Origin of the sequence: Ensifer sp. YR511 (assembly GCF_900103045.1) — a bacterium.
Lineage (GTDB): Bacteria > Pseudomonadota > Alphaproteobacteria > Rhizobiales > Rhizobiaceae > Ensifer > Ensifer adhaerens.
In genome coordinates, this window is record NZ_FNGR01000003.1 from 1 (window position 1) to 22,486 (window position 22,486).

At 62.9% G+C, this 22,486-nt stretch carries 19 protein-coding genes and 1 riboswitch; of the genes, 8 read left to right on the plus strand and 11 right to left on the minus strand.

From position 1 onward, the window contains the following. The 3 genes from BLU15_RS07200 to BLU15_RS07210 all read right to left on the minus strand — a co-directional run. Positions 1 to 1,340, minus strand: a 1,340-nt coding sequence (locus BLU15_RS07200) for a cache domain-containing protein (protein WP_244546725.1), incomplete at its 3' end; no start/stop codon positions are given. A 378-nt stretch (positions 1,341 to 1,718) separates the two neighbouring features. After that, positions 1,719 to 2,471: a crotonase/enoyl-CoA hydratase family protein gene (locus BLU15_RS07205; protein ID WP_090294827.1), complete on the minus strand. Its 753-nt coding sequence runs from the start codon at positions 2,469 to 2,471 to the stop codon at positions 1,719 to 1,721. A gap of 11 nt (positions 2,472 to 2,482) precedes the next feature. Next, a complete protein-coding gene (locus BLU15_RS07210; protein WP_090294829.1) occupies positions 2,483 to 4,264 on the minus strand; it encodes an acyl-CoA dehydrogenase in 1,782 nt (593 codons plus the stop codon). 289 nt (positions 4,265 to 4,553) lie between these two features. Between BLU15_RS07210 and BLU15_RS07215 the strand changes: the two genes are divergently transcribed. Together BLU15_RS07215 and BLU15_RS07220 are read left to right on the plus strand one after the other, a co-directional pair. Further along, positions 4,554 to 5,543, plus strand: a complete 990-nt coding sequence (locus BLU15_RS07215; RefSeq protein WP_090294830.1) for a transporter — start codon at positions 4,554 to 4,556, stop codon at positions 5,541 to 5,543. A 76-nt stretch (positions 5,544 to 5,619) separates the two neighbouring features. Next, entirely contained in the window at positions 5,620 to 6,054 is a 435-nt protein-coding gene (locus BLU15_RS07220; protein WP_090294832.1) for a VOC family protein, read from the plus strand. 131 nt (positions 6,055 to 6,185) lie between these two features. Here the strand turns inward: BLU15_RS07220 and BLU15_RS07225 are convergent, their stop codons facing one another. Further along, positions 6,186 to 6,614: a BA14K family protein gene (locus BLU15_RS07225; RefSeq protein ID WP_034801454.1), complete on the minus strand. Its 429-nt coding sequence runs from the start codon at positions 6,612 to 6,614 to the stop codon at positions 6,186 to 6,188. An 83-nt stretch (positions 6,615 to 6,697) separates the two neighbouring features. Next, positions 6,698 to 6,952 carry a hypothetical protein gene (locus tag BLU15_RS38895; RefSeq protein WP_143034205.1) on the minus strand — a complete coding sequence of 85 codons (255 nt, stop codon included), beginning with the start codon at positions 6,950 to 6,952 and terminating at the stop codon, positions 6,698 to 6,700. Positions 6,953 to 7,030: 78 nt separating this feature from the next. On the opposite strand from BLU15_RS38895, the gene BLU15_RS07230 reads away from it, so the two are divergent. After that, on the plus strand, positions 7,031 to 8,182 hold the full coding sequence (locus BLU15_RS07230; RefSeq protein ID WP_176960275.1) for a glycoside hydrolase family 25 protein: 1,152 nt from the start codon (positions 7,031 to 7,033) through the stop codon (positions 8,180 to 8,182). A gap of 108 nt (positions 8,183 to 8,290) precedes the next feature. Here BLU15_RS07230 and BLU15_RS07235 read toward each other — a convergent pair whose 3' ends face one another. Together BLU15_RS07235 and BLU15_RS07240 are read right to left on the minus strand one after the other, a co-directional pair. After that, entirely contained in the window at positions 8,291 to 9,385 is a 1,095-nt protein-coding gene (locus BLU15_RS07235; protein ID WP_034801131.1) for an FAD-binding oxidoreductase, read from the minus strand. Position 9,386: 1 nt separating this feature from the next. Continuing rightward, a complete protein-coding gene (locus tag BLU15_RS07240; protein ID WP_090294834.1) occupies positions 9,387 to 10,631 on the minus strand; it encodes an aromatic ring-hydroxylating oxygenase subunit alpha in 1,245 nt (414 codons plus the stop codon). A gap of 103 nt (positions 10,632 to 10,734) precedes the next feature. Further along, a riboswitch (cobalamin riboswitch) is annotated at positions 10,735 to 10,936 on the minus strand. A 317-nt stretch (positions 10,937 to 11,253) separates the two neighbouring features. Here BLU15_RS07240 and BLU15_RS07245 point away from each other — a divergent pair. The 3 genes from BLU15_RS07245 (at position 11,254) to BLU15_RS07255 (ending at position 14,483) form a co-directional block, all read left to right on the plus strand. Further along, the gene (locus BLU15_RS07245; RefSeq protein WP_034801127.1) at positions 11,254 to 11,853 is read left to right on the plus strand and encodes a DUF6656 family protein; all 600 of its coding nucleotides are present in this window, start codon (positions 11,254 to 11,256) and stop codon (positions 11,851 to 11,853) included. Positions 11,854 to 11,930: 77 nt separating this feature from the next. After that, on the plus strand, positions 11,931 to 12,905 hold the full coding sequence (locus BLU15_RS07250; RefSeq protein ID WP_090294836.1) for an L-threonylcarbamoyladenylate synthase: 975 nt from the start codon (positions 11,931 to 11,933) through the stop codon (positions 12,903 to 12,905). 144 nt (positions 12,906 to 13,049) lie between these two features. Next, on the plus strand, positions 13,050 to 14,483 hold the full coding sequence (locus BLU15_RS07255) for an FAD-binding oxidoreductase (protein ID WP_060516349.1): 1,434 nt from the start codon (positions 13,050 to 13,052) through the stop codon (positions 14,481 to 14,483). Between the two features lie 69 nt (positions 14,484 to 14,552). On the opposite strand, the gene BLU15_RS07260 is transcribed toward BLU15_RS07255, so the two are convergent. Further along, on the minus strand, positions 14,553 to 17,027 hold the full coding sequence (locus tag BLU15_RS07260; RefSeq protein ID WP_034801120.1) for a DUF1217 domain-containing protein: 2,475 nt from the start codon (positions 17,025 to 17,027) through the stop codon (positions 14,553 to 14,555). A gap of 343 nt (positions 17,028 to 17,370) precedes the next feature. Here BLU15_RS07260 and BLU15_RS07265 point away from each other — a divergent pair, with 343 nt between their 5' ends. Further along, positions 17,371 to 17,937: a DUF6101 family protein gene (locus BLU15_RS07265; RefSeq protein ID WP_034801118.1), complete on the plus strand. Its 567-nt coding sequence runs from the start codon at positions 17,371 to 17,373 to the stop codon at positions 17,935 to 17,937. Positions 17,938 to 18,338: 401 nt separating this feature from the next. On the opposite strand, the gene ubiA is transcribed toward BLU15_RS07265, so the two are convergent. The 3 genes from ubiA to BLU15_RS07280 form a co-directional block, all read right to left on the minus strand. After that, positions 18,339 to 19,298 (minus strand): 4-hydroxybenzoate octaprenyltransferase, encoded by a 960-nt coding sequence (ubiA, locus tag BLU15_RS07270; RefSeq protein WP_090294838.1) that lies wholly within the window; start codon positions 19,296 to 19,298, stop codon positions 18,339 to 18,341. A gap of 74 nt (positions 19,299 to 19,372) precedes the next feature. Continuing rightward, positions 19,373 to 20,179, minus strand: coding sequence for a MipA/OmpV family protein (locus BLU15_RS07275; RefSeq protein WP_051659573.1), 807 nt, complete (start codon positions 20,177 to 20,179; stop codon positions 19,373 to 19,375). A gap of 170 nt (positions 20,180 to 20,349) precedes the next feature. Further along, positions 20,350 to 21,165 (minus strand): AraC family transcriptional regulator, encoded by an 816-nt coding sequence (locus tag BLU15_RS07280; protein WP_034801113.1) that lies wholly within the window; start codon positions 21,163 to 21,165, stop codon positions 20,350 to 20,352. A gap of 109 nt (positions 21,166 to 21,274) precedes the next feature. Between BLU15_RS07280 and BLU15_RS07285 the strand changes: the two genes are divergently transcribed. Further along, positions 21,275 to 22,471: an MFS transporter gene (locus tag BLU15_RS07285; RefSeq protein ID WP_060516356.1), complete on the plus strand. Its 1,197-nt coding sequence runs from the start codon at positions 21,275 to 21,277 to the stop codon at positions 22,469 to 22,471. Positions 22,472 to 22,486: the final 15 nt, after the last annotated feature.

Consider the following 22,486-nt stretch of genomic DNA (forward strand, 5'->3'; position numbering starts at 1 on the left):
TCGTCGGCGGCCGAGCGGATTTCCGTCGCGCCGGCATCAATGCCGCGGGCATTGGCACCGACGGCGCAGAGCGTGTCGTGCAGCTTGGCGACCGAGTTGTTGAAGTCGGCGCGCAGGCGATCGAGACGATCGGCAAAGGGATTGTCTATGCGATAGGCCAGATCGCCGTCAGCAAGACGGCCGAGGCCGGTTGCCAGACCATCGACAGCCTGCTGCACTTCGGCAGCATCGCGCGCCTTCTGCGCTTCGCGTTCCAGTCGCTCGCGTTCCGACAGCGAACGGTTCGCATCCGCTTCGCTTTCGAGGCGGGCGCGCTCGACTGCATTGGCCTTGAAGACGGCGACGGCGGCGGCCATCGAGCCGATCTGGTCGGTCCGCTCTTCGCCGGGGATTGCAACGTTGTGGTTACCCGAAGCGAGCTTCTCCATCGCGCTGGTCATGTCCGTAACCGGGCGGATGACGAGGCGGTTGAGGAAGGTCGCGAGGAAGACGAGCATCACGCCGACCGCAAGGATCGTGGCGATGGTCGCGGCAATGCGGAACTGATCGATCGCCGAATAGGCGGCGTCGGCGTCGATGACGAAGCCGACATACCATTCGACTGAGGGCAGGCCCTGGACCGGAACGAAGCTCACCAGCATCGGCTTGCCGTCGAGCTCGGTGTTCATGATACCGGAGCCGATTGCCGGTGTGTCGATCGGGAAGGCATCGGCGAGCGACTTGGTGACCAGCTTGGCATCGGGATGAACCAGGATCTGGCCGTCCTTGCTGGCGAGGAAGGCAAAGCCTTCACCGCCGACATCGACGCCCTTGATCATCGTCACCAGGGTATCGAGCGAGAAGTCGCTGGCGGCAACGCCATAGAGCTTGCCGTCGCGCTTGACCGGAACGGCGGCGCTGATGATCAGCGCGCCGCTGGACGCGTCGACATAGGGTTCGGTCAGCACGCGAGCGTCAGCCTTGATGGCCTGCTGGTACCAGGGGCGCTGACGCGGGTCATAGCCTGCCGGCATCGGATTGTCGGGCCAGGTGATGAACTTGCCGCTTTCGTTGCCAACATAGGTCGACATGAATTCGCTGGTGAGAACGTCGTTCTTCAGGATCGGCTGGACCCCACCGTCATCCGCGACGTTGCCGGTGGCATCAGCCACCATCGCCGTCAGCGTGACGCGGCCGTTCAGCCACTTGGCGACGCTCTGCGCGGCCTGGGTGCCGGAGGAGGCAATGTTCTCCTCGACGGCCTTGGTGGTCGTGTCGCGCTGCAGGCTGTCAATGTAAACGGAAAAGCCGGCGAAAGCGCCGACGACGACACAGGACGCGGCAACGAGAATGCGCGTCATGAGGTTCGATCGCTTGGACAAGGTGGGCTCCCAATGGGTGCCGGCGGCGACCGCCGGACATGAGCTCTTGATGATTTTCGCGCAGCATCCCTCGTCCGTCCGTGAAGACGGCGCGCAGAGGCTGACGGGAAAACGTTGAACATGCCCGAAGGCGGGGCCAGCCCTGCTTCATGCGGCTGGGGCCATCCCAAAATAGGGATGGGCCTATCGCGCAGGACGCTAGCGACCGGTATTTAAGAACAAATTAAAATTGATCTATTCAAGTTCGCGATGGCGGCGGCAACGGGATCTTTACCGCCGGACGGGTAAGAGCTTGCCCCCGAATGCAAAACGGGTGCACAGCGGCACCCGTCTCACCCATCACAAATCCAAACTGGTTTAGCGGCGCATGAACGCCTCGAAGGCGGCCCGCGCCTCGGCACTCTTCAATTGCGCGGCGAAGTGCTTCGCCTCTTCGTCGATACGCGCCAGCACGTCGCTGCGGTCGCCACGGACGAGATCGCGGGCGATGCGAAGCGCCTCCGGCGGCTTCTTGGCGAGCCGGCCAGCAAGCGCCAGGGTTTCGCTCTCGACCGCGTCCGCGCCGACAATCTTCCAGATAAGTCCCGCGTCCACGGCCTCGCCTGCGGTGAGCGGTTCGCCGGCGGCAAGCAGCGCGAAGGCCCGCTGGTGACCCATGATGCGCGGCGCGATCAGGCTGGAGGCCGCTTCCGGCACCAGCGCCAGGTCGACGAAGGGCGTCTTGAAGACCGAGCGCTCGGACGCAATCGTCAGGTCGCAATGCAGATGGATCGTCGTGCCGATGCCGATCGCGAGACCGTCGACGCCCGAAACGACAGGCTTCGTTGCGGTCGCGAGTGCCTTCAGGAACTCGATCACCTCTATGCCCATGGAACCGCCCATGGCGAAGGCGAGGAAGTCGGCCATGTCGTTGCCGGCGGAGAAGCAACCATCGGTGCCGAGAAAGGCGGTGGCGCGCACGGCCGGATCGCTAGAAGCGACCGTCAGCGCATTGGTCATCTTCGCGTACATGTCGCGCGTGATGGCGTTTTTCTTTTCCGGCCGGTTGAAGCGGATCACCTGGACGCCGGGGTGGGCTTCCGGCCGTTCGATGAGCACGTGGTCGGTCATGATGGGTCCTTTCAGGCCAGAACAGCGCGAGCGACGGCGAGGCTGTCGGCACCGTTGACGACACGGTCTTTCAGTGCGGCAGTCTCGGCCAGCAGGTTTTCGGCGGTGAAGCGGCAGAGCGCAATGCGCTGATCGTCCTTGCCATCGCTGACTTCCGCCAGACCACCCTTTGCGAGATAGGCGCCGGTCAGCGCCAGGCCGAAGAGCCGCTGGTAGGCGGTGGCGCCGGCGAGTGCTTCTGTGAGCTTGCCGCCGGCAACCGCCGCAATCAGCCACTCGGTCGCGGCCGAAAGATCGTCCAGCGCCGCATCGAGGCGTGCAGCCGTCTCGCCAAAACCGTCGCGGTTCGAGGCACGAACTGCCGCGGCGATCTCGCGCAACTCGGCAATGAAGCCACGCACGTGGCCGCCATCGGAAAGCGGCAGCTTGCGGGTGACGAGGTCGATCGCCTGGATGCCGTTGGTACCCTCGTAGATCGGCGCGATGCGGGCGTCGCGCAGATAGCGGGCAGCACCCGTTTCCTCGATAAAGCCCATGCCACCATGCACCTGGATACCCATCGAGGCGACATCGACGCCGGCGTCGGTCGAGAAGGACTTGGCGATCGGCGTCAGCAGGCTGGAGCGTTCCTGCCAGAACTTCGCCTTTTCGCCTTCGGCTGCATGCCCCATGTCGACGGCGTGGGCGCAGGCGTAGGAAATCGCGCGCGAGCCCTGCGTCAGCGCCTTCATCGTCAGGAGCATGCGGGCAACATCCGGGTGCTCGATGATCGGGCTCATGCCCTGCCCCGTCCAGCCAGGCGCCTTACCCTGAGTGCGCTCCTTGGCAAAGGCGATCGCCTTCTGCGTCGCGGCGTCGGCAATGGCCACACCCTGCATGCCGACGGCCAGGCGGGCGTTGTTCATCATCGTGAACATGCAGGCGAGGCCGCGGTTCTCCTCGCCGATCAGATAGCCGATCGCGCCCTTTTCAGCGCCGAACTTGCCGTCGCCATAGATCATCGTGCAGGTCGGCGACCCATGGATGCCGAGCTTGTGTTCGAGCGAATGGCAGAAGAGATCGTTGCGCTCGCCGAGCGAACCGTCCGCGTTGACCAGGAATTTCGGCACGAGGAACAGCGAGATGCCGCGGGTGCCGGCCGGCGCGTCCGGAAGGCGCGCCAGCACCAGATGGACGATGTTGTCGGTGAAGTCGTGTTCGCCCCAGGTGATGAAGATCTTCTGGCCGAAGATGCGGTAGGTGCCGTCGTCGCGGCGCTCAGCGCGGGCCTTGAGCACACCGAGGTCGGAGCCGGCATGCGGCTCGGTCAAGTTCATCGTGCCGGTCCATTCGCCGGAGACCATCTTCGGCAGATAGGTCGCCTTGAGCTCATCCGAACCGTGCTTTTCCAGCGCCTCGACGGCGCCCATGGTGAGCGTCGGGCCAAGCGCGAAGGCCATGGAGCCGGCGTTCCACATTTCCATGGCGGCGACGTGCAGCATATGCGGCAGGTTCTGGCCGCCGAAATCTTCCGGGGCCGTCAGCCCGTTCCAGCCGCCGGCGATCCAGTTGTGGTAGAGATCGCGCCAACCGTCTGGGGTCTCGACCTTGCCTTCGACGAGGCGCGAACCCTGCTTGTCGCCGATGTCGCCAAGCGGCGCCACCTCTTCCGTCGCGAACCGACCGGCCTCCGAAAGGATGGCATCGACCAGGTCTTCACCGAGATCACCCAGCGCGCCCGATTGCAGTGCATCGCCCATGCCTGCCACGTGCTTCAGCGTGAATGCGATCTCGTCGACGGGTGCCTTGTACATGATGATCCTCCCAGATAGCCAGGTCGCGCCGGGCGCGGCCTCGTGCGCCGAACACTATTGATTTTTACGTAAACGTCAACGTCAATTGCCGTCGGCTTCCCGAACATCGGGCTACGGCCGCCCGTAACAAAACTGTCATCAACGGCGCATAGAAGCCAAGACAGATAGTGCCGCGCGTCGTCGCTGGACGCGCGACTGTCACTTTAGCACTTTGAATGGCTGCGTGTTCCTCCCTCCCGTTGCCAACGATGGATCGGAACAGGCGGCGGACCCTGGACAAGGCGTTCAGATGAACCTGATTTCCACCGAAATACCCGGCATCGTCTGGGCCTATCGTTTCCTGCCGGGTGAAAGCCGCTGCCAGCGGATCGCCACCGACGCCTCGATCGACAGCCTGCTATCCGGGGAAGGATGGGTGTGGGTTCACCTCGCGCTCTCGGACGCGCGAACGCCTGCGCTCATCGAGCGGATCGGCAACCTGCCGCCGCTCGCAATCGCCACGCTGACGAGCCACGACACCCAGGCGGCCATCACCGTTTCGGACGATATCGTGCACGGCACGCTCGTCGATTTCGAGCGCACCTTCGACGCGGTGACGAAGACGATCGGCTGGCTGCATTTCGCCGTGAGCGACCGCATCATCATCACCACCCGCCTGCATCCTTTGCGCAGCATCGACCGCGTCAAGGCAGCGGTGGAAAAGAGCACGAAATGCGCACGGCCGATCGACCTCTTCGAGATGATCGTCGTCGAATTCCAGCGCACGCTGATCTCGCTGGTTCTGGAACTGACCGAGGATCTGAACGTCATCGAGGACCATGTTTATGGCGAGGCCGGGCATCGGCAGCAGCCGGGGCTTGCGCCGCTGCGGCGCACGGTGGTGCGGCTGCATCGGCACCTTCGCACGATCCTCGCCTTGCTCAGGCGGGCGGGCGCATCGGATGAGGACGAGGTACCGCCCGGGTTCATCGACGCCGCCGAGCGGCTTTCCGACCGGCTCGAAGCGGTCGACCGCGACGTCTTCGCGCTGCAGGAACGCGCGCGTCTGCTGCATGAAGAGATCGACAGCAAGATCTCGTCGGAGACCAATCGGCATCTTTACATCCTGTCGCTGATGACCGCCTTCCTCCTGCCGCCGACGCTCGTCACCGGCTTCTTCGGCATGAACACCGGGGCGCTGCCCTTCGCCGACGGCACCGGCACGCTCTATGCGGCGTTGTTCATCGCACTCTCCATGGGCTTTGCCTGGTGGATTCTCCGGCGGATCGGCATTCTCTGAGACGCGGTTCGGAACCCTCCCCAGGCGTTCGGTGTTGTTTGGAGCGACGTCCCCGTAGACCGTGGAGATTGGAAACATGGCGCTCAAGCGAATGGACAACATAGGCATCGTCGTCGAAGACCTCGAAGAGACGGTCGATTTCTTCCGCGAACTTGGCCTTGAGCTCGAAGGGCGGGCGACGATCGACGGGGAATGGGCCGGGCGTGTCACCGGGCTCGGCGATCAGCATGTCGAAATTGCCATGATGCGCACGCCGGATGGCCACAGCAGGCTCGAGCTTTCCCGTTTCCTCGCGCCACCGGTGGTCGCCGATCACCGCACTGCCCCGGTCAATGCGCTTGGCTACCTCCGAGTCATGTTCGCGGTCGACGACGTCGACGAGACGGTTGAGCGGCTCCGCAAACGCGGCGCGCAGTTGGTCGGCGAAGTGGTCCAGTATAAGGACGCCTATCGGCTTTGCTATATCCGCGGTCCCGAGGGCCTGCTCATCGGGCTCGCCCAAGAACTTTAGCCACTGCAGGACAAGTTTTCGCCAGGCACGGCGCGATCATCGGCCAGGCCCATCGCTCGCAGTTATGGCGGCCTCATGTGATCCCAGGCGAAAAAGGGCCAGGAGCGGAAGCGCCCGGCCCTGCCTACCCTTTAACCATAGGGCGAATAGCACTGGCGGCGCGGGCCGCCATAGGGCTGATAGGTATTGTCGTAGGCCCGGTATGAGCGGTAGCGGTCGTAGCACCACTGCACATGGCGGCTGCCATAGACGGGGGCAGGACGCGTGTAGCGCGGCGGCTGGGCGATCGCTCCACCGATAATCACTCCGGTGCCGAAGGCTGCCATCGGATACCACCAGCCATTGTAGTAGCGATAGCCAGGGCGGCGGTAGTTATAACCGCGGTAGCCGTTGTAGTAGTAATAGCCGCCACGACGCTCCATGCCCGGTCGGCGATACTGGACGTTCTGTGCATCGCTCTGCCGCTCAAGGCGCGGCGGTGTCGGCGTGAAGGCCTGCGACGGGGCGGCCGACGTCGCCAGCACAGCCACCGCAACGGCCACGGAAAACCACCGGCTCATCCCGGACTTCAGCACGTTCTTCATAAAATCCCTCCATCACCGAACGCATTTTGCGCGGCCCGGTTTCGGGTTGCCGCGGCATTTCAACCTTTCCATGATTTCACCCGGACCGAGGCCGATACGGGGATGTCCCTCAGCCGGGAAATCCGAAATCGACCGATAACGCATAAGTCACCGGTTTTGTTCCATCTTCCGCCTCCTGCGGGATCAGGTGGCGCGGCCAGCACCCGTTGCTGCAGCAAGGCATTGCCGCATCGTCGACCAACGCCTTCCCGGCTGATCGTCAGATCGCGAACATGAAAGCAATTGCTTATATACAGCCACAGGTCGGTATACATTCGCGCGTCGCTCCCGCACAGTCCGCTCGGGGGCTGGGATTTACGATGCGTTAACGATACTGTCGGCAATCTCAGAGAATGGCAAAGCGGTGTATCTCCACGACAGGGATGATTCTGCGCCTCGCGACCTTCATCGGTCTGGCTTTCGCGGCGGCGATCGCACGCGCCGGTGAAATGGAGCCCTGGAAGACCAAGTCGAATGCCATCATCGTCGACGCCTATGAGATGAACAGCATCGACTGGGAAACGATGCTTGGCGACAAGCGCGTTTCCGGTTTCATCGCCAAGGCCTCCGACGGCCTGCCCGAAAGCTTCTCCTGCACCGGCGACCACAACGGCGACACCTTCAACCACTGCAAGACCATGTGGCGCAAATACGCCGTCAGCCGCGAGCTCTACCAGACCCGCCGGATGATTGCCCGTTCGCACGGGCTGCTGTGGGGTGCCTACCATCTTGCCCGCCCGGGCAATCCCGTCGACCAGGCGAACCATTTCCTCGATTACGCCGATCCGCGCGACGACGAGCTGATGGTGCTCGATCTCGAGGGCATCGATCCGGACAAGTACATGTCGCTGGAGGACGCCGCCATCTTCGCCGGGCACATCAAGACCCGGACCGGGCGCTACCCGATCCTCTATACCAACCACATCACCGCCAAATACATCGCCGCGCACCGGGCCAAACACCGGCTGCTGTCGCGCCTGCCGCTCTGGTACGCCCGTTACAAACCGGATATCCGCCAGGTTTTCCCGATGGGCAACTGGGACAGTTACGCGCTGTGGCAGTTCTCCTCGGGCATCAACTGCGGCAAGCGCCGCTGCCCCTACCGCGTGCCGGGAACGCTTGACGACATCGACGTGAATGTGGCGGCAATGTCGCCGCCGGCGCTGAAAGCGATCTGGGCACAGGGCGCCTTGCTGCCGGAAAAGCCACTGCCGCTGATGCTCGTCGCCCAAGCCGAGCGGGGAACGGGCATGCTGGCGGTGGCAAGGGCGACTGCGATGTTTAGCGAGCCGCTGCTCGTGAGCCGCGCCGACGCTACGAGCGGCGCCGGCAGCGGCGTCGACATGTTGGTGACCGGCTCGATCGATTTCGCCCGCCAGGAACGTGCCCTGCAGGTGGCGATCGCCGGCAATGATGCCGCCCAGGGCGCATGCTCCAAGACGGAGGCCGGCACCGACGCCCCGGCAAGCGTTTCCGCCAATCCGATCCCCTGCAACGCGCCCTAAAGCCTCTCGCTTGAAAAAGCATTCACGCGACAGGCACTAAGCGCTTGTTGTTATGCATGTCGTTGCCGCAAAACCGCTGCACACTTTTGCGCGACATCATTAAAGCCTTCAAGCTTCGATCTGGACGTCTCCGAGCGGTCGCGAGCAGCAGGCGAGGATGTAGCCCTCATCGATCTCGTCGTCGAGAATGCCGCCATTGTGGCTCATATCCACCTCGCCTGAGACCTTCATCACCCGGCAGGTGCCGCAGATGCCGCCTTCGCAGGCAGCGCCGATGCGCACGCCGTTGGCGCGCGCCGCCTGCAGGATCGTCTGGCCGGGCTTGGCCTCGATCTCCTTGCCGCTCATGGTGAAGGCGATCTTGGCGGCCTGGACCTCGCCCTCGTCACCGGCGCCGGCGCGCACGGCAATCTCTTCCGCCGCAGGTGCGGCGGCCGGCTGGAAGCTCTCCTCGTGGTAGCGGCCCATGTCGAAACCGGCCGATTTCAGCATCTCGCGCACGCCGCGCATGAACGGTTCGGGGCCGCAGCAGAAAACGGTGCGGTCCATGAAATCGGGCGCAAGCAGCGGCAGCTTGGCGCCATCAATGCGGCCGCGAAGCCCGTGCCAGCCGTGGCGTGCCTCATGTCCCTCGACGATGAAGCCGAGGTTCAGCCCGGACATCTGCGTCGCCAGAACCTCCAGCTCCGAACGGAACAGCAGGTCCTCCGGACGACGCGCGCAGGAGATGAAGGTCACATCCGTCTCCGGCACGCAGTCCGCCATCCAGCGCGTCATCGACATCATCGGCGTGATGCCGGAGCCGGCCGAGATAAACAGGTATTTGTCGCCGGGATGGCGGACGAAGCTGAAATCGCCAAGCGGGCCAAAGGCGCGGAGTTTCATTCCGGGCTTCAGGTGCTCGAACATCCAGCGGGTGCCGATGCTGTCTGACTGCGCCTTGACGGTCACGGCGATCGACAGCGGCCGCGAGGGCGTCGACGACAGGGTGTAGGTGCGCATCACTGGCTCGTCGGCGACGGGCAGTTCGAGGGTCACGAATTGCCCGGGCAGATAGCGAAACCAGGCGGGCTTTTCGGCCCGGAAGGTGAAGGTCATGACATCGGCGGTCTCGACGACCGCCGATGTGCATTCGAGCATCTGCTGCCGGTCGATCCAGACGTGGAGCGCGTCGAAATGGTGAAACGAAGAGGCCATCTGCATGTTAGGCGACCCTTGAAAGCGGAGCCGCGTCGCCGGCAAGGCGCTGCTCCATGAACTTGCAGTACCACTCGACGAACTGCATCACGCCACCCTCGTGCTCGGGCGAATAGGGACCGGGCTCATAGGCCGGTGAGCGGATGCCGAAGGCATTTTCCTCGACGATCTGACGGTCCTGGTCGTTGGTCTCGGTCCAGACATGCGTCAGTTCATCTAGATTGTAGTCGACGCCTTCGACCGCATCCTTGTTGACGAGCCACTTCGTCGTCACCTGAGTCAGTTCGGGCCCGAGCGGCAGCACCCGGAAGGTGATGGCGTGGTCGGCGAGCACATGGTTCCAGGTGGTGGGATAGTGGAACATCAAGAGCGTGCCGATCTGGCTCTGGGAGACGTCGGCGGACAGGGCCCGCCTGACGGCGCGGGCGCCCGACATGGTGTAGCTTTCGGCATTGTCGACAAGCGGCATGCGGGCGGCGCGGAACTGACCGGTCGGCGACATCTTAAATTCGCTCGGCAGGCCCTCGGCCTCGCACTTCGCCCAATGTTCGGCGATCACAGGATCATCCTTGGCGCCCTGCACCCCGGTCGCCGTCGGCGCCTCAGGATAGGTGCGGCAGAGTTCCGGATGATTGGCGGCGCAATGGTAGCATTCGCGGTTGTTTTCCCAGACGAGCTTCCAGTTGCCCTTCTCGATGATGGTGCTTTCGAACGCGACCTTGGTTTCGCCGAGCCGATGCGGCGCAAGATAGGGCAAGGCCATGTCGCGGAACGTCGTGAAATCCATCGGCTTTTCCGACAGGTTGATGAAGATGTAGCCGCCGACCGTTTCGCAATGGATCGGCTTCAGACTGTGGGCGGCCTTGTCGAAATCCTCTCCCATCTGCCGGGCAAAGAGCAGCGAGCCGTCGAGTTCGTAGGTCCACTGGTGATAGGGACAGACAAGCTTTGCCGACGAGCCTTTCGCCTGCGTGCAGACGCGCGAGCCGCGGTGGCGGCAGGAATTGTGCAGCGCCCGGATGGCGCCCTGGCGGTCGCGGGTGATGACAACGGGGTAGCCGCCGACCTGGACGGTGAAGTAATTGCCGGCCCGCGGGATCTCGCAGTCATGGCCGATAAACAGCCAATCCTTGTACCAGATGTTTTCCAGATCCTGCCTGTAGTAGTCGGGATCGATGTAAAAGGCCCGGTCGAGGCTGTAGCCGTCCTGCCTGCCCTTCAGCTTTCGAAGCATATCGTTTCTGGTGTCCATGTCCTGTCCTCATGCGCCATGTTTCGGAGAGGCAGGACAGGAACCCGCACGGGCGCACGCCCATGCGTTTGAGGCTCCGATCCGGCTGCCCGCCGCAACCCGTTACGGTTATGTCCGTCAAGGCTGGTTTCCGGGCTCAGGAGCCGTCCTTTCGGACCTGCCCGGCGCCTTCCCGGACGAACCGTCCAGTGGCCTTTGCCGAGGCTTTCGCTCCACCACCGTTGCGGGGGCAGCGCCGGGATTTGACCGGCTTCCCAATTCTCCATCTTCCCTTCGAAGACGGCACCTTGAGTAAGGATATGTAATCGCGGAAGTCACCTTGGCAGCTGCCCGATAGCGACATCCAATTCCAGAATGACGACACGGAAAAAACCGCCACAAAAGGCCACCGTCTTAGAATTTTTACATTGCAAACATATAGATAGATCACATCTTGGGCAATTGCCGACTTTTGCGGCGCGGTCGGCGCAGATGCGGGAGGGCTTCGCCCGTTTGCGACATCGCGTCAGATAGAGAACGCTAATGATGCAGCCAGGACGAAATCATTCATTAACCATGAGCCGCTAGCCTAGCCGGCGGACGAGAGAGGTCCTGCAGGCAGGCAGATGGCGCGCTGACGATCATGGCAAAGTTGAGATACTACGACGCGACAGCCGAGAAGCTGCCGACAATCCCGCCGAAGGTGGCGGTTCATACCGAATTCCTGCGCACGGGCCGGATCAACCGCAGGCAATGGTTGCCGAGCGAACGCCGGTATTTGAGCTATGAGGAAGTCGCAGACAGGACGGGCAAGAAGCTCAGCACCGCCGGCGACACGACCCATAAGCGGATCAACGGGTTCCACAACTCGATCCAGTTCCCGAAGATGATCTTCCACCGCACGCTCGTCGGCCGGCCGCATCTCGGCTACTGTCACGTGACGGCGGCGCGTACGCCGGTTACTCCCTCCAAGGACATCACCTGGTCCTTCTACTTCGCCAACTTCTTCTGCAACCTGGGCGACGAGACGCATTTTTTCGAGAGTATCCAGCCCGGCTATTCACGCATGTACTTCGCCGTCGCCATCGAACCGGGCGCCCAAGCCGGGCAAATGGTCATCAACCGCAACTTTCGTGACAACGGGCTGCTGTTTCGCACAGATGATCCCAAGGTCGCGCTGAAAAACGTACTGATGCTTGGCGCCAAGGATGACGCGTTGCGTCGCATCATTCGCAGCCTCTGAGCCGAACCGGTTCCTTCAAAGAAAATCGTTCTGTTTTTCCGGTGCGTCCGTTAAGGAAGCGTCGGAAAGGAAACGGCATGGCTGAGATCATCGACACGGATAGAGAACCGGACCGCGCGATCGCGCGCGCCTGCGCCGTTCTTGCCGAAGGCGAGCCGGTCGCCATTCCGACCGAGACGGTCTACGGCCTTGCCGCCGACGCTACCAATCCCGATGCGATCAGTCGCATCTACGAGATGAAGGGGCGCCCGCGCTTCAATCCGCTGATCTCGCATGTTTCCGACATGGCGATGGCCGAAGCCCATGTGCATTTCGATCCGATTTCGAGGCAGCTGGCCGAAGCCTTCTGGCCCGGCCCGCTGACGCTGATCCTTCGGCAGCGCGCCGACAGCACGGTTCATGCGCTGGCGTCCGCCGGCCTCGACACGCTCGGCATCCGCATGCCCGACGGTTTCTCGCGCCGGGTAATCGCTCACTTCGGGCGACCACTGGCCGCGCCCAGTGCCAATACGTCGGGCAAAATCAGCCCGACCAGTGCGGTCCATGTGGAAGCCGATCTCGGCGACAAACTGAAGCTGATCCTCGACGCCGGCCAGGCCCAAATCGGCCTTGAGTCGACGATCATCAAGGTCGACGGCGACGAGATCCGGTTGCTTCGGCCGGGTGGCCTCGATGCCGCCGAGATCGAACGCCTGCTTGGCCGTCCGGTGACCCGGCCGGAGACGGCGGGAGCGACGATCGAGGCGCCGGGCATGCTCGCCTCGCACTACGCGCCCGGCGCTGCCGTCCGGCTCGATGCCGCCGAGGTGCATGCCGGCGAAGCCTTGATCCGTTTCGGCGGCAATCGGATCGCCGGCGAAGAGCAGGCGGCCGTCGTTCTCGATCTCAGCCCGACTGGCAATCTGCGCGAAGCCGCCGCCAATCTCTTCGACTATATGAAGCGGGCGGATGCCAGCGGCGCAGAGACCATCGCCTTCGGGCCGATCCCTTCGGACGGGTTGGGGGAAGCCATCATCGACCGGTTACAACGGGCGGCGGCACCACGAGGGTAAGATAGTGTGCGGCATCTTCTCCGCACCCACCCTCATCGAACGGCACCAATTGCGGTTATGATCGCCGCCGACCAGGAACCGAGGACCAGATCCTCAGATCGACCGATCCGATAGCGCGCGCAGGCGCAATGCGAAGTGAGGCCCATGACCACCCTTCCCTCTCCCGAACTCATCGCTTCCTTCGCCGAGATCGTCGGCAACACCAACGTGCTGACGGACGAAGCCGACAAGGCGCGCTATCTCGTCGAATCGCGCGGACTTTACCGCGGCACGACGCCGATGGTCCTGCGTCCGGCCAACGTCGACGAGGTCTCGCGCATCATGAAGCTCGCGAGCGCCACCCGCACGGCGATCGTGCCGCAGGGCGGCAACACCGGCCATGTCGCCGGGCAGATCCCGCGGGAGGGCAAGGCAGACATCGTTCTTTCGCTGGAACGGCTGAACCGCATTCGCGACATCGATCCGGTCGGCAATGTCATCGTCGCCGATGCCGGCTGTATCCTCGCCGATATCCAGAAGGCGGCGGACGAGCACAATCGCCTGTTCCCACTGTCGCTCGGCTCGGAAGGTTCAGCCCGCATCGGCGGCAATCTCTCCACCAATGCAGGCGGCACCGCCGTGCTTGCCTATGGCAATATGCGCCAGCTCTGCCTCGGCCTCGAAGTGGTGCTGCCGACCGGCGAAATCTGGGACGGGCTGCGCCGGTTGAAGAAGGACAATACCGGTTACGACCTGCGCGATCTCTTCATCGGTGCCGAGGGCACGCTCGGCGTGATCACCGGCGCCGTGCTCAAGCTTTTCCCGAAGCCGCTCGGGCATCAGGTCGCCTTTGCCGGAGTCGGCAGCGTCGAGCATGCGCTCGCTCTGTTCGAAAAGGCGTCCAGCCTTTGCGGGCCGGCGTTGACCGGCTTCGAGCTGATGCCGCGGCTCGGCGTCGAATTCACCACCAAGCACATCCCCGGCGTTCGTGATCCGATGGAAACGGTCCATCCCTGGTACGCGCTGATCGATATCTCGACGTCCGATAGCGCCGAAAGCGCGGAACGGATGGTGCAGGACCTGCTGGAGCAGGGATATGCGGCCGGCCTCGTCGAGAATGCAGTGATTGCCGCCAACGAGACACAGGCGAAGGCGCTGTGGCACATGCGCGAGAGCATGTCGCCGGCACAAAAGCCCGAGGGCGGCTCGATCAAGCACGATGTCTCCGTGCCCGTCTCCAGCATTCCGGCCTTCATGAAGGAGGCGGATGCCGCCGTCGTGAAAGCGATCCCCGGCGCCCGCATCTGCTCCTTCGGCCACATGGGCGACGGCAACATCCATTACAACATTTCGCAGCCAGTCGGCGCCGACAAGCAGGCCTTCCTCGACCGCTGGCGCGAAATCAACGCCATCGTCCACGGCATCGTTCTGAGCTACAACGGCTCGATCTCCGCCGAGCACGGCATCGGCCAGTTGAAGCGCGACGAACTCGCCGAGGTCCGGGCGCCGATCGAAATCGAGCTGATGCAACGCATCAAGCACGCGTTCGATCCTGCAGGTATCATGAACCCCGATAAAGTGCTGCGCGCCGACGGTTGACGACGCGCCGTTTCGCGCGGTGCGCGGCGATGCAACAACAGTCTTGGGCTGACCGTCAGACGGCGTGCGTCAGCGGCCGCCTGCGCGCAATTGCGAGAGCGACAGCAAGGTCTCGGCACTGACGCCAGCGCTGCCGCCGCCAGTCAGAATCGCGAGACCGGGCGATACATCCTGGTTGTTCTCGACGTCGTAGAGCGCCGTGAAGCGTTGCAGAAGCTTCTCAAGCTGACCCGGCTGCTGCAGTTCCTTGATGTTGACGGTGCGCTCGATAAAGGCCGCCTGGGCCTCAATCTTGGCGTTCTGCAAGCCCTCCGGCATGCTGTAGGCGGTCTTGATGACCTCGAACAGGGCGCGATCGGCCAGGATGTCGTAGGCCGTGTTGATGTCCGAGGCCTTGCGCTTGAAATAGAGCGCCAGGCGAATGCCGCCGTTATCGGCGCCCTCCTTCTCTTCGAGCGACTGATTGAGGAAGAGATCAACGGTGGTGACGAGACCGCGGCGGGTCTGGATCTGCCCTGCCTCGCCCCTGACGATCTTGCCGTCCTTGTCGAAGTTGAAGGACGAGACGATCTCGCGATACTTCAGCCCATTCGGGTCGGTGTTGATGAAGCTCTTCGGATCTTCGAGATCCGACGTAAACATACTCCTGAGATAGTCGGACTTGACCGTCTCCGGATCGATACCTGCGCCGACGAGAACCATGTCGACCAGCCGGCGGTTCTTGAGGAAGGCATCCAGCGTTTCGATCTTCGCGATCTCGGAGGTGTAATATTTGGCTTCTTCCTGGGCCTTTTCCTTCGCGATCTTCTTCTCGTCGTCCGTGCCGAAGCGGGACTTGGCGACGATATAGGCCCGCGCCGTATTCATGATGTCGCCGTCGCTCTGGGCGAGTTTTGGTGCGCCGAGAGTCCCGTCCGGATTGAAGTTGAACGCTTTCACGAGCTTGACGTAGCGTTCGTCGCGCAGCGTGTTGACGTAGCTTCTGGGATCGTTGAGATCGCTCGTCAGAATGCGCTTCAGATCACGCTTGCTCAGGCCCTCGTCTTCGAGACCGAAGGCGCTGAGCGTGAACTTCAGTACGCCATTGTCGGCCAGCAGCTTGTCGACCGACTCCATCGAATTGACCAGCAGCTTGAAGCGCTTGACCAAGGCTTCGTCTTCGGCATCGCCCTTGTCATTGTAGCGGACCATGTAGCCGTCGGACGTCTTCTTCAACTGATCGGCGTCCTGCGCCGTCTTGCCGGGCTGCAGCGTGCCGTCGGGCCGGAAGTTGAAGGCTTTGTGCATTTCCTTAAAGGCGGCATTGTACTCGCCGCCCTGCGTGTTGACGTAGCTGTTCGGGTCGTTGATGTCGCTGGTGAGGATGTTTTCGATCGTCGACGGCACGGTCGTCGACGCTTTGAGGCCGAAGGCCGTGACGAGGTAGTTGAACAGCCGGCTGTCGCTGGTCAGCTCGGAGATGCTGGTGACGCCGGCGATCTTGCCTTCGTAATATTCCTTGTTCAACAGTGCCCCGGCGCCGGTCAGGCGCGCGCCGCCGAGCGGCGTTTCGCCCGGTTTCTTGAAGACGTAGATGTTGTTGAGTTCCGTCTTCTTTGCGTCGCTTATCGCCTTTTCGCCGGCCGGCACGCTGCCATCAGCGTTGAAGTTAAAGGTTTCCGCCAACTTGATGTAGGTTTCGAGATTGCGGATGCGCCCGTTCAGCGTGTTCAATTCCTCGCCGAGCGATGCGAGCAGCGCGGGCGCCTGGTCGCGTGGCGGAAGCTTGGCATCGAGATCGGCGACGATCGCGTTGTGCTCGTCGATCTTGGCCTGAATCGCCGGCTTGTCGGCAGCGGGCGCCTCCGCCAGTTCGGACGTCAGCCTGTTAATCTCCCCGAGGGACTTGAGCCGCGTCTGAAGGTCAGTCTGCAGCTTGAGCGCTTCTTCCCGCCTCGTCACAGCGGCCGTGCGGCTTGCGGTCAGAGCGGCAGGGTCGCTGGTCAGCGCGTCGCGGACCTCGGTGTAGTTGAACGTCTTCGGGTCAATATCGAAGACGGTGAAAGCAAACGAACGCAGTCGTTCGTTGCCGAGGAACTTGTCGACATCGGTGACGAGATCCATGGCCGCGCCAAAATAGGCCATCTCTCCGCGCATGGCCGTGTCGAGGCTGGCGATCCGCTCGTTGTAGAGACCGATCAGCGCATCCTGCTGTGCGTTGGTTTGAGCCACCGGCTTCGACGAGCTGAAGCTGAAGGCCTGCGCGAAGTTGCGGTAGCGTTCATCGGTGAGACGGTTGGCAAAGCTGCTTTCGTCCGAAAGATCGCTTTCCAGCACCTTGCGCATGAAGGCCTTGGCATAGGTCATGTCCTCCAGGCCATGCGCTTTCATCGCGTATGAGTAGAGTCGATAGTCGTTCAGAAACTCCTCGACAGTTTTCACGCTGCCGATGTTCTCTTTATAATACTCCGCTTCGCGCGCGATCTGCGGCTGCTGGGCAATGCGGTTGAGGCTGCTCCTCATGTCCCGCGTGATGCGACTGTAGTCGAGATAGGTCGATACCATGCCCTGGCGCCTTGTCGGTTACCCATGGGGACAGGCTGGACCCGAGCCCCGAAACAGAATTCTGACGCGTCATGATTGCAGGACTGGCTTGCGTGTGGCTTTTCCCGGCAGGTCGAACGACGGCAAAGGTGCGCCTGATCCGAACGAATGCGGCCGCGCTGTTGACGAAACGGAAACCCTGACCGGTCGGCTTTTGCTAACCATCGAGAAACGCAAAGTTTTCTTAACCGCGAATTTTAAGTCGTTCGGAAAGGGCGCCGCCTATTCTCCCGCTCATAGAGGACGAAAAGTCCCGACGAGAAGACCGGAAACCGGCTCTCAAGGAAAAACAAGGGCGATTGAAATGCGCAACACACTCTCTCAACCCGCATGGGTCGAAAACACGCTCCGTCTTGATCCGCAGCGCTTTCCACAGCAGGCGAGCTACGCCTTGCGCGGTCACACCGGTAATGTCACGATCAGCCTGGACGAGCGTGGCGCGGTTCTGCGCAAGGTGCTACCATCGAGCGGCCTGCCGCTTTCGATCGCACTGCCGGCGCGCGCATTCAAGGGGGTCGCGGCTCGCGCGATCGATCACGGCGACGGAGACGTTACAGTGACGCTGGAACTTCATCACGACGACCCGGACCTCTGTGTCCCGCTGCTCGTCGCACACGACCTGTCCGACATCGCAGCCGACTGGCGCGCCTGGGCAGAAGCTTATCGCATTCCGATGCTCATGGTCGAAGCGGATGGCGTGGCAAGGCCGCTCGAAGAGCACCTTGGCGACGTGCGCACCGCGCCCGTCAAGCCGCGCCGCCGCCACTCCTTCTTCGCAGAGCGCCGCCCGCGCTTCCTCGTGCGCCGCTCCACCGGCACGCTTGGCGTACACATGAAGATCGACGGGCGCGAGATCATCGCCCGCAGCTGATTGAAGAGCCTACCTCCAGCGCGACAGCCGGCCGTTCCCTGCGGCCGGCTGTCGCGTTTGGCGAGGTCAGATCTGTCGGGACATTTTCTTCGTGCACGCATGCACTGGGGTCGTCGCCGCCTCCCCCGACGATTTACCGAATGTTCCCCCGGAAACAGTTGCGTCGCCTTCTTCGTGCCATATGGGCTGCATAGCCAAGACCACGAAAGAAGGAGAAACCCGATGCGCAAGCACATCGCCTCAGTCGTTGCCGCCGTCCTGTCCAGCTTCCGTGCGCGTCACGAGGCGAGGAAGCGCAAGGCCGCCCGCGACATCAGCTGGGCCTGAGATTTTTGCGGCCCGCAACAGGCGGGCCGACCATGGGGCAATGAAGACGATCCTCCGCCGCAACGGAGGATTTTTCATATCAGGCGCAGGAGAAGCGCCAGCACCAGCCCGGCGAAGACGATCAGACCGACGATGCTGTTGAACTTGAACAGCGCCAGGCACTGTGCAGGATCATGGATGTTCAGGACGAGGATCTGATAGGTCAGCATCGCTGCTGCAATCAGGAGGCCGACATAGGCGACGGCACCGGCGCCGGCTGCGACGAACGACAGAAGGACGAGCAGCGTCGCGATGCCATAAAGGCCGATCAGCCAGGGGCGCGGGTTTTCACCGAAACGCCGCGCCGTCGAGCGCACGCCGATCAGTTCATCGTCCTCCTTGTCCTGGTAAGCGTAGATCGTGTCGTAACCGATCGTCCAGGCGATGGCCGCGCCGTAAAGCAGAACGGCGGCAACCGACAACGTGCCGAATTCGGTCGCCCAGCCCATCAGCGCGCCCCAGGAAAACGCCAATCCCAGAAAGAACTGCGGCCAGTCGGTAAACCGCTTGGCGAAGGGATAGATCGCGACGATCGCCAGCGACAGGATGCCGAGCACGATCGAGAAGGTGTTGAACTGCAGCAGCACGACAAGGCCGACAAGTGCCTGCAGCACCGTGAACACCTTGGCCTGAAGGCGCGAGACACGCCCCGACGGCAGCGGCCGCGAGCGGGTACGGGCAACCTCCATGTCGATGTCGTGATCGACGATATCGTTGTAGGTGCAGCCAGCACCACGCATGGCGATGGCGCCGACAGTGAACAGGAAGCAATGGAACAGGAAGCGGCCGAAGGAGAATTGACCGGCACTCGCCGACACACCCGACGCCAGGGCCACGGACCAGAGGCAAGGCAGCAGCAGCAATTGCCAGCCGATCGGACGGTCCCAGCGGGCAAGCTGCGCATAGGGCCAGAGCGCACGCGGCAGCACGCGATAGACCCAGTTGTTGGACGGCGCGTCCTGAACGCGGCCGGAATCGGCAGAGATTGTGTTCATATCCCTGTTTGACGCCGCAGGCCCGGCCGGTCAAGCGGCGAGATCGCCGCCGACCACGGGAGGAAAACGCCTGATCAGGGAAGCGTGAAGTCGAAGCGGTAGGTGGCCGACAGACCGACGAGAACCTGGTTGCGGCTGCCGCGTTCGCGAACGAGGCTGGAATCGGCCGCCGGGCCAAGCAGGCGCTTGTATTCGGCATAGGCGCTCGTCTCGAGCTTTTCGGTTGCCTGCCAAGTGATCGCAGCACCGACACCGGCCGAGCCGACGCCGCCATGCGGGGTATAGTTGCTGAGACCGGAGGCCGTCGCCTCGCGATCATTCACGCCGTAGTAGGCCGTGTAGTAGCCGCTGCTGGCTGCCGACAGGCGCGGGCCGCCGGAAATGCGGACATTGCTGCTGACATCGGCAAAGGCGTCCGCCGCGACATCGGCAACGACGCCGTGGTGACTGCGGATACCCTGGCGGACTTCGGCGCGCACACGCAGCCAGTCGGTCGGGTAGACCTCGGCAAAGCCGCCGGCTTCACCGCCGAACTTGACCGGATCAAGTCCCTTGAGGTCGCTGGACGTGCCGGCATCGCGTTCGAAAATCAGCTTTCCGACGAGACCGGCGCGGAAGCTGCCCTGGTCGACCAGCGCATAGGACATGTTGTCGTTGCGCGAGGAGAAGCGGACCGTGCTGCCGGCCTTGCCGAGCGAGATCAGCGGGGCCGCCTGGAACATGCGCTTGGAAGCGCCTTCGTATTTCGGGCCGTAAAAGCCGGTGGCGCCGACCTTCAGGTACCAGTCACCGGACCAGAAATGTTGGCCGTCACCGGCGGAGGCGGCATTTGCCGACAGCAAAAGGGTTCCAGAAAGGAAAACAAGAGAACGGATACGCAAGAAACAACTCCGGAAGATTCATTCGCCGGGGCGAAATTGGCCGTGCCGTCGGGCCGAAGGAGGGAGTGGGCAGGAACGGCACAGGGCGAGTTATTGGCCCTTGTTCCTACGATTCCGTTAACCAGGTCAATTCAGCTTTCGTTTCCCATGAGCGCCGTAGCTGCCCGCGGTCACTGGCCGAGATAGGTCTTCAGATAGACGCTCGGCGGGCTGCCGAGCATGCGGCGGAACATCGTCGTAAAGGCAGCGACGTTCTCATAACCGGCATCAAGCGCCACATTGATGATCGGCTCGCCGTCGGCCAGAAGCGGCAGCGAGGCGAAGATGCAGGCCTGCTGGCGCCAGGTGACGAAGCTGACGCCCGTCTCGTTGCGAAACAGCCGCGTGAACGAGCGGCGGCTGAGACCCAGCCTGTCGGCCCACTGGTCGATGCTTGCGGCCGCCGACGGCGCCTGCAGGAATTGCCGGCAGAGCGCCGCAAGCTTTTCGTCGCGCGGGAACGGCAGGCCGAGTGGGCGCTCCTGCAGCCGGCCGATTTCCTCCAAAAGCAGATCAGTCACCAGTTGTTCGCGCCGCTCCGACATCGCCTCGTTCTCTACGCTGACGAGCGCATCGACGAGGCTGCCGGCCAGCGGGTTGATTTCCATGACCATCGGCCGCTCGGCGCGCAAAAGGTCCGGCGCGAAATAGATCGAGTGCATGCGCACGTCGCTGATCATCTCGGCCGAATGCTCCACGCCCGCCGGGATCAACAAAGCGTGGCCGGGCGGCACCATCCACCGCCCGCGCTCGGTGCGCATCAGCACGACGCCGCCGCGCGCCCACCACAGCTGGGTCCGGGTGTGTTTGTGAAAAGGCACGAGGAGGCCGGCATTGTAATCCCGTCCGAGCGCGAGCACCGGGGCGTTTCCCGTCTCGACCCAGTCGAGGTTCCGGAAGTGATCGTCATCGGGAAGCTGCGGCAGCGGATATCGGCGGATCGGCATTTGGCCCACTCACGAAAGAAATCGACCAGATCACAAAAGCAGGCCAACCGCAACCTCAGTAGAGATAGGCCACGCCGCACACAACCTTCGAGACGGCAAGGAATCACCCATGTCTACCGTGACTTCAACTTCCGGGATCTCCCCGGAGAAGACGGCTTTCTCCGTCATCCTGGCAGTCAGCTTCTGCCATATGCTGAACGACATCATGCAGTCGCTGCTGACGGCACTCTATCCGCTGCTGAAGGCGAACTACTCGCTCGACTTCGTGCAGATCGGCCTCCTGACCTTTACCTTCCAGCTGACGGCATCGATGCTGCAGCCGGCCGTCGGCATCATCACCGACCGCTGGGCCCTGCCCTATTCCCTGCCGCTTGCCATGCTGTCGACCTGCAGCGGCCTGATCCTGCTCGCAAATGCGCATGATTTCTGGGTCCTTCTGGTTGCTGCCAGCCTGATCGGCGTCGGCTCGGCGATCTTCCATCCGGAGTCCTCCCGCATCGCGCGCCTCGCCTCCGGCGGCCGCCATGGCCTGGCGCAGTCGCTGTTCCAGGTGGGCGGCAATGCCGGCAGCGCCATGGGTCCGCTGCTCGCCGCCTTCATCGTCATCCCCTTCGGCCAGGGCAGCCTCAGCTGGTTCTCGATCGTCGCGATCATCGGCTTCTTCGTGCTCTCCTGGGTCAGCACCTGGTATGTCCGCCATCGCCGCACGACCATGAGCCGCGCTGCGCCGAGCCGGGCGCTGCCTCTGCCGAAGGGCCGGGTGATGTGGGCTGTTGCCGTGCTCGTGCTTTTGACGGCCACCAAGAACGTCTACATGGCGAGCATCTCCAGCTACTTCACCTTCTTCGTCATCGAGAAATTTGGTATCGACGTACAGCAGGCGCAGTTGATGCTGTTCCTGTTCCTGGGCGCTGCCGCAGCCGGGACCTTCCTCGGCGGCCCGATCGGCGACCGCTACGGCGCCCGCTTCGTCATCTGGTTCTCGATCCTCGGCGTCATCCCCTTCGCGCTGATGCTGCCCTATGCGAACCTCTTCTGGACCGGCGTGCTCTCCGTCATCATCGGCCTGATCTTCTCCTCGGCCTTCTCGGCGATCGTCGTCTTCGCCCAGGAGCTGGTTCCCGGTCGCGTCGGACTGATTGCCGGCGTCTTCTTCGGGTTCGCCTTCGGTTTCGGCGGTATGGGCGCTGCCGTACTCGGCATCTTCGCCGACCGGCAGGGCATCGAGTTCGTCTACACGATCTGCTCCTATCTGCCGCTGCTCGGCATCCTGACGATCCTCCTGCCGAAGATCCCGACGCGATAGCCGCTCCGGCAGAAA

Coding starts and splice junctions, on each gene's coding strand:
- ubiA (WP_090294838.1), bottom strand. CDS start 19,298: ATGAACACAATCTCTGCCGATTCCGGCCGCGTTCAGGACGCGCCGTCC.
- BLU15_RS38895 (WP_143034205.1), bottom strand. CDS start 6,952: ATGTATACCGACCTGTGGCTGTATATAAGCAATTGCTTTCATGTTCGC.
- BLU15_RS07205 (WP_090294827.1), bottom strand. CDS start 2,471: ATGACCGACCACGTGCTCATCGAACGGCCGGAAGCCCACCCCGGCGTC.
- BLU15_RS07235 (WP_034801131.1), bottom strand. CDS start 9,385: ATGCAGATGGCCTCTTCGTTTCACCATTTCGACGCGCTCCACGTCTGG.
- BLU15_RS07210 (WP_090294829.1), bottom strand. CDS start 4,264: ATGTACAAGGCACCCGTCGACGAGATCGCATTCACGCTGAAGCACGTG.
- BLU15_RS07240 (WP_090294834.1), bottom strand. CDS start 10,631: ATGGACACCAGAAACGATATGCTTCGAAAGCTGAAGGGCAGGCAGGAC.
- BLU15_RS07285 (WP_060516356.1), top strand. CDS start 21,275: ATGTCTACCGTGACTTCAACTTCCGGGATCTCCCCGGAGAAGACGGCT.
- BLU15_RS07245 (WP_034801127.1), top strand. CDS start 11,254: ATGGCAAAGTTGAGATACTACGACGCGACAGCCGAGAAGCTGCCGACA.
- BLU15_RS07250 (WP_090294836.1), top strand. CDS start 11,931: ATGGCTGAGATCATCGACACGGATAGAGAACCGGACCGCGCGATCGCG.
- BLU15_RS07255 (WP_060516349.1), top strand. CDS start 13,050: ATGACCACCCTTCCCTCTCCCGAACTCATCGCTTCCTTCGCCGAGATC.
- BLU15_RS07280 (WP_034801113.1), bottom strand. CDS start 21,165: ATGCCGATCCGCCGATATCCGCTGCCGCAGCTTCCCGATGACGATCAC.
- BLU15_RS07220 (WP_090294832.1), top strand. CDS start 5,620: ATGGCGCTCAAGCGAATGGACAACATAGGCATCGTCGTCGAAGACCTC.
- BLU15_RS07265 (WP_034801118.1), top strand. CDS start 17,371: ATGCGCAACACACTCTCTCAACCCGCATGGGTCGAAAACACGCTCCGT.
- BLU15_RS07230 (WP_176960275.1), top strand. CDS start 7,031: ATGGCAAAGCGGTGTATCTCCACGACAGGGATGATTCTGCGCCTCGCG.
- BLU15_RS07260 (WP_034801120.1), bottom strand. CDS start 17,027: ATGGTATCGACCTATCTCGACTACAGTCGCATCACGCGGGACATGAGG.
- BLU15_RS07215 (WP_090294830.1), top strand. CDS start 4,554: ATGAACCTGATTTCCACCGAAATACCCGGCATCGTCTGGGCCTATCGT.
- BLU15_RS07225 (WP_034801454.1), bottom strand. CDS start 6,614: ATGAGCCGGTGGTTTTCCGTGGCCGTTGCGGTGGCTGTGCTGGCGACG.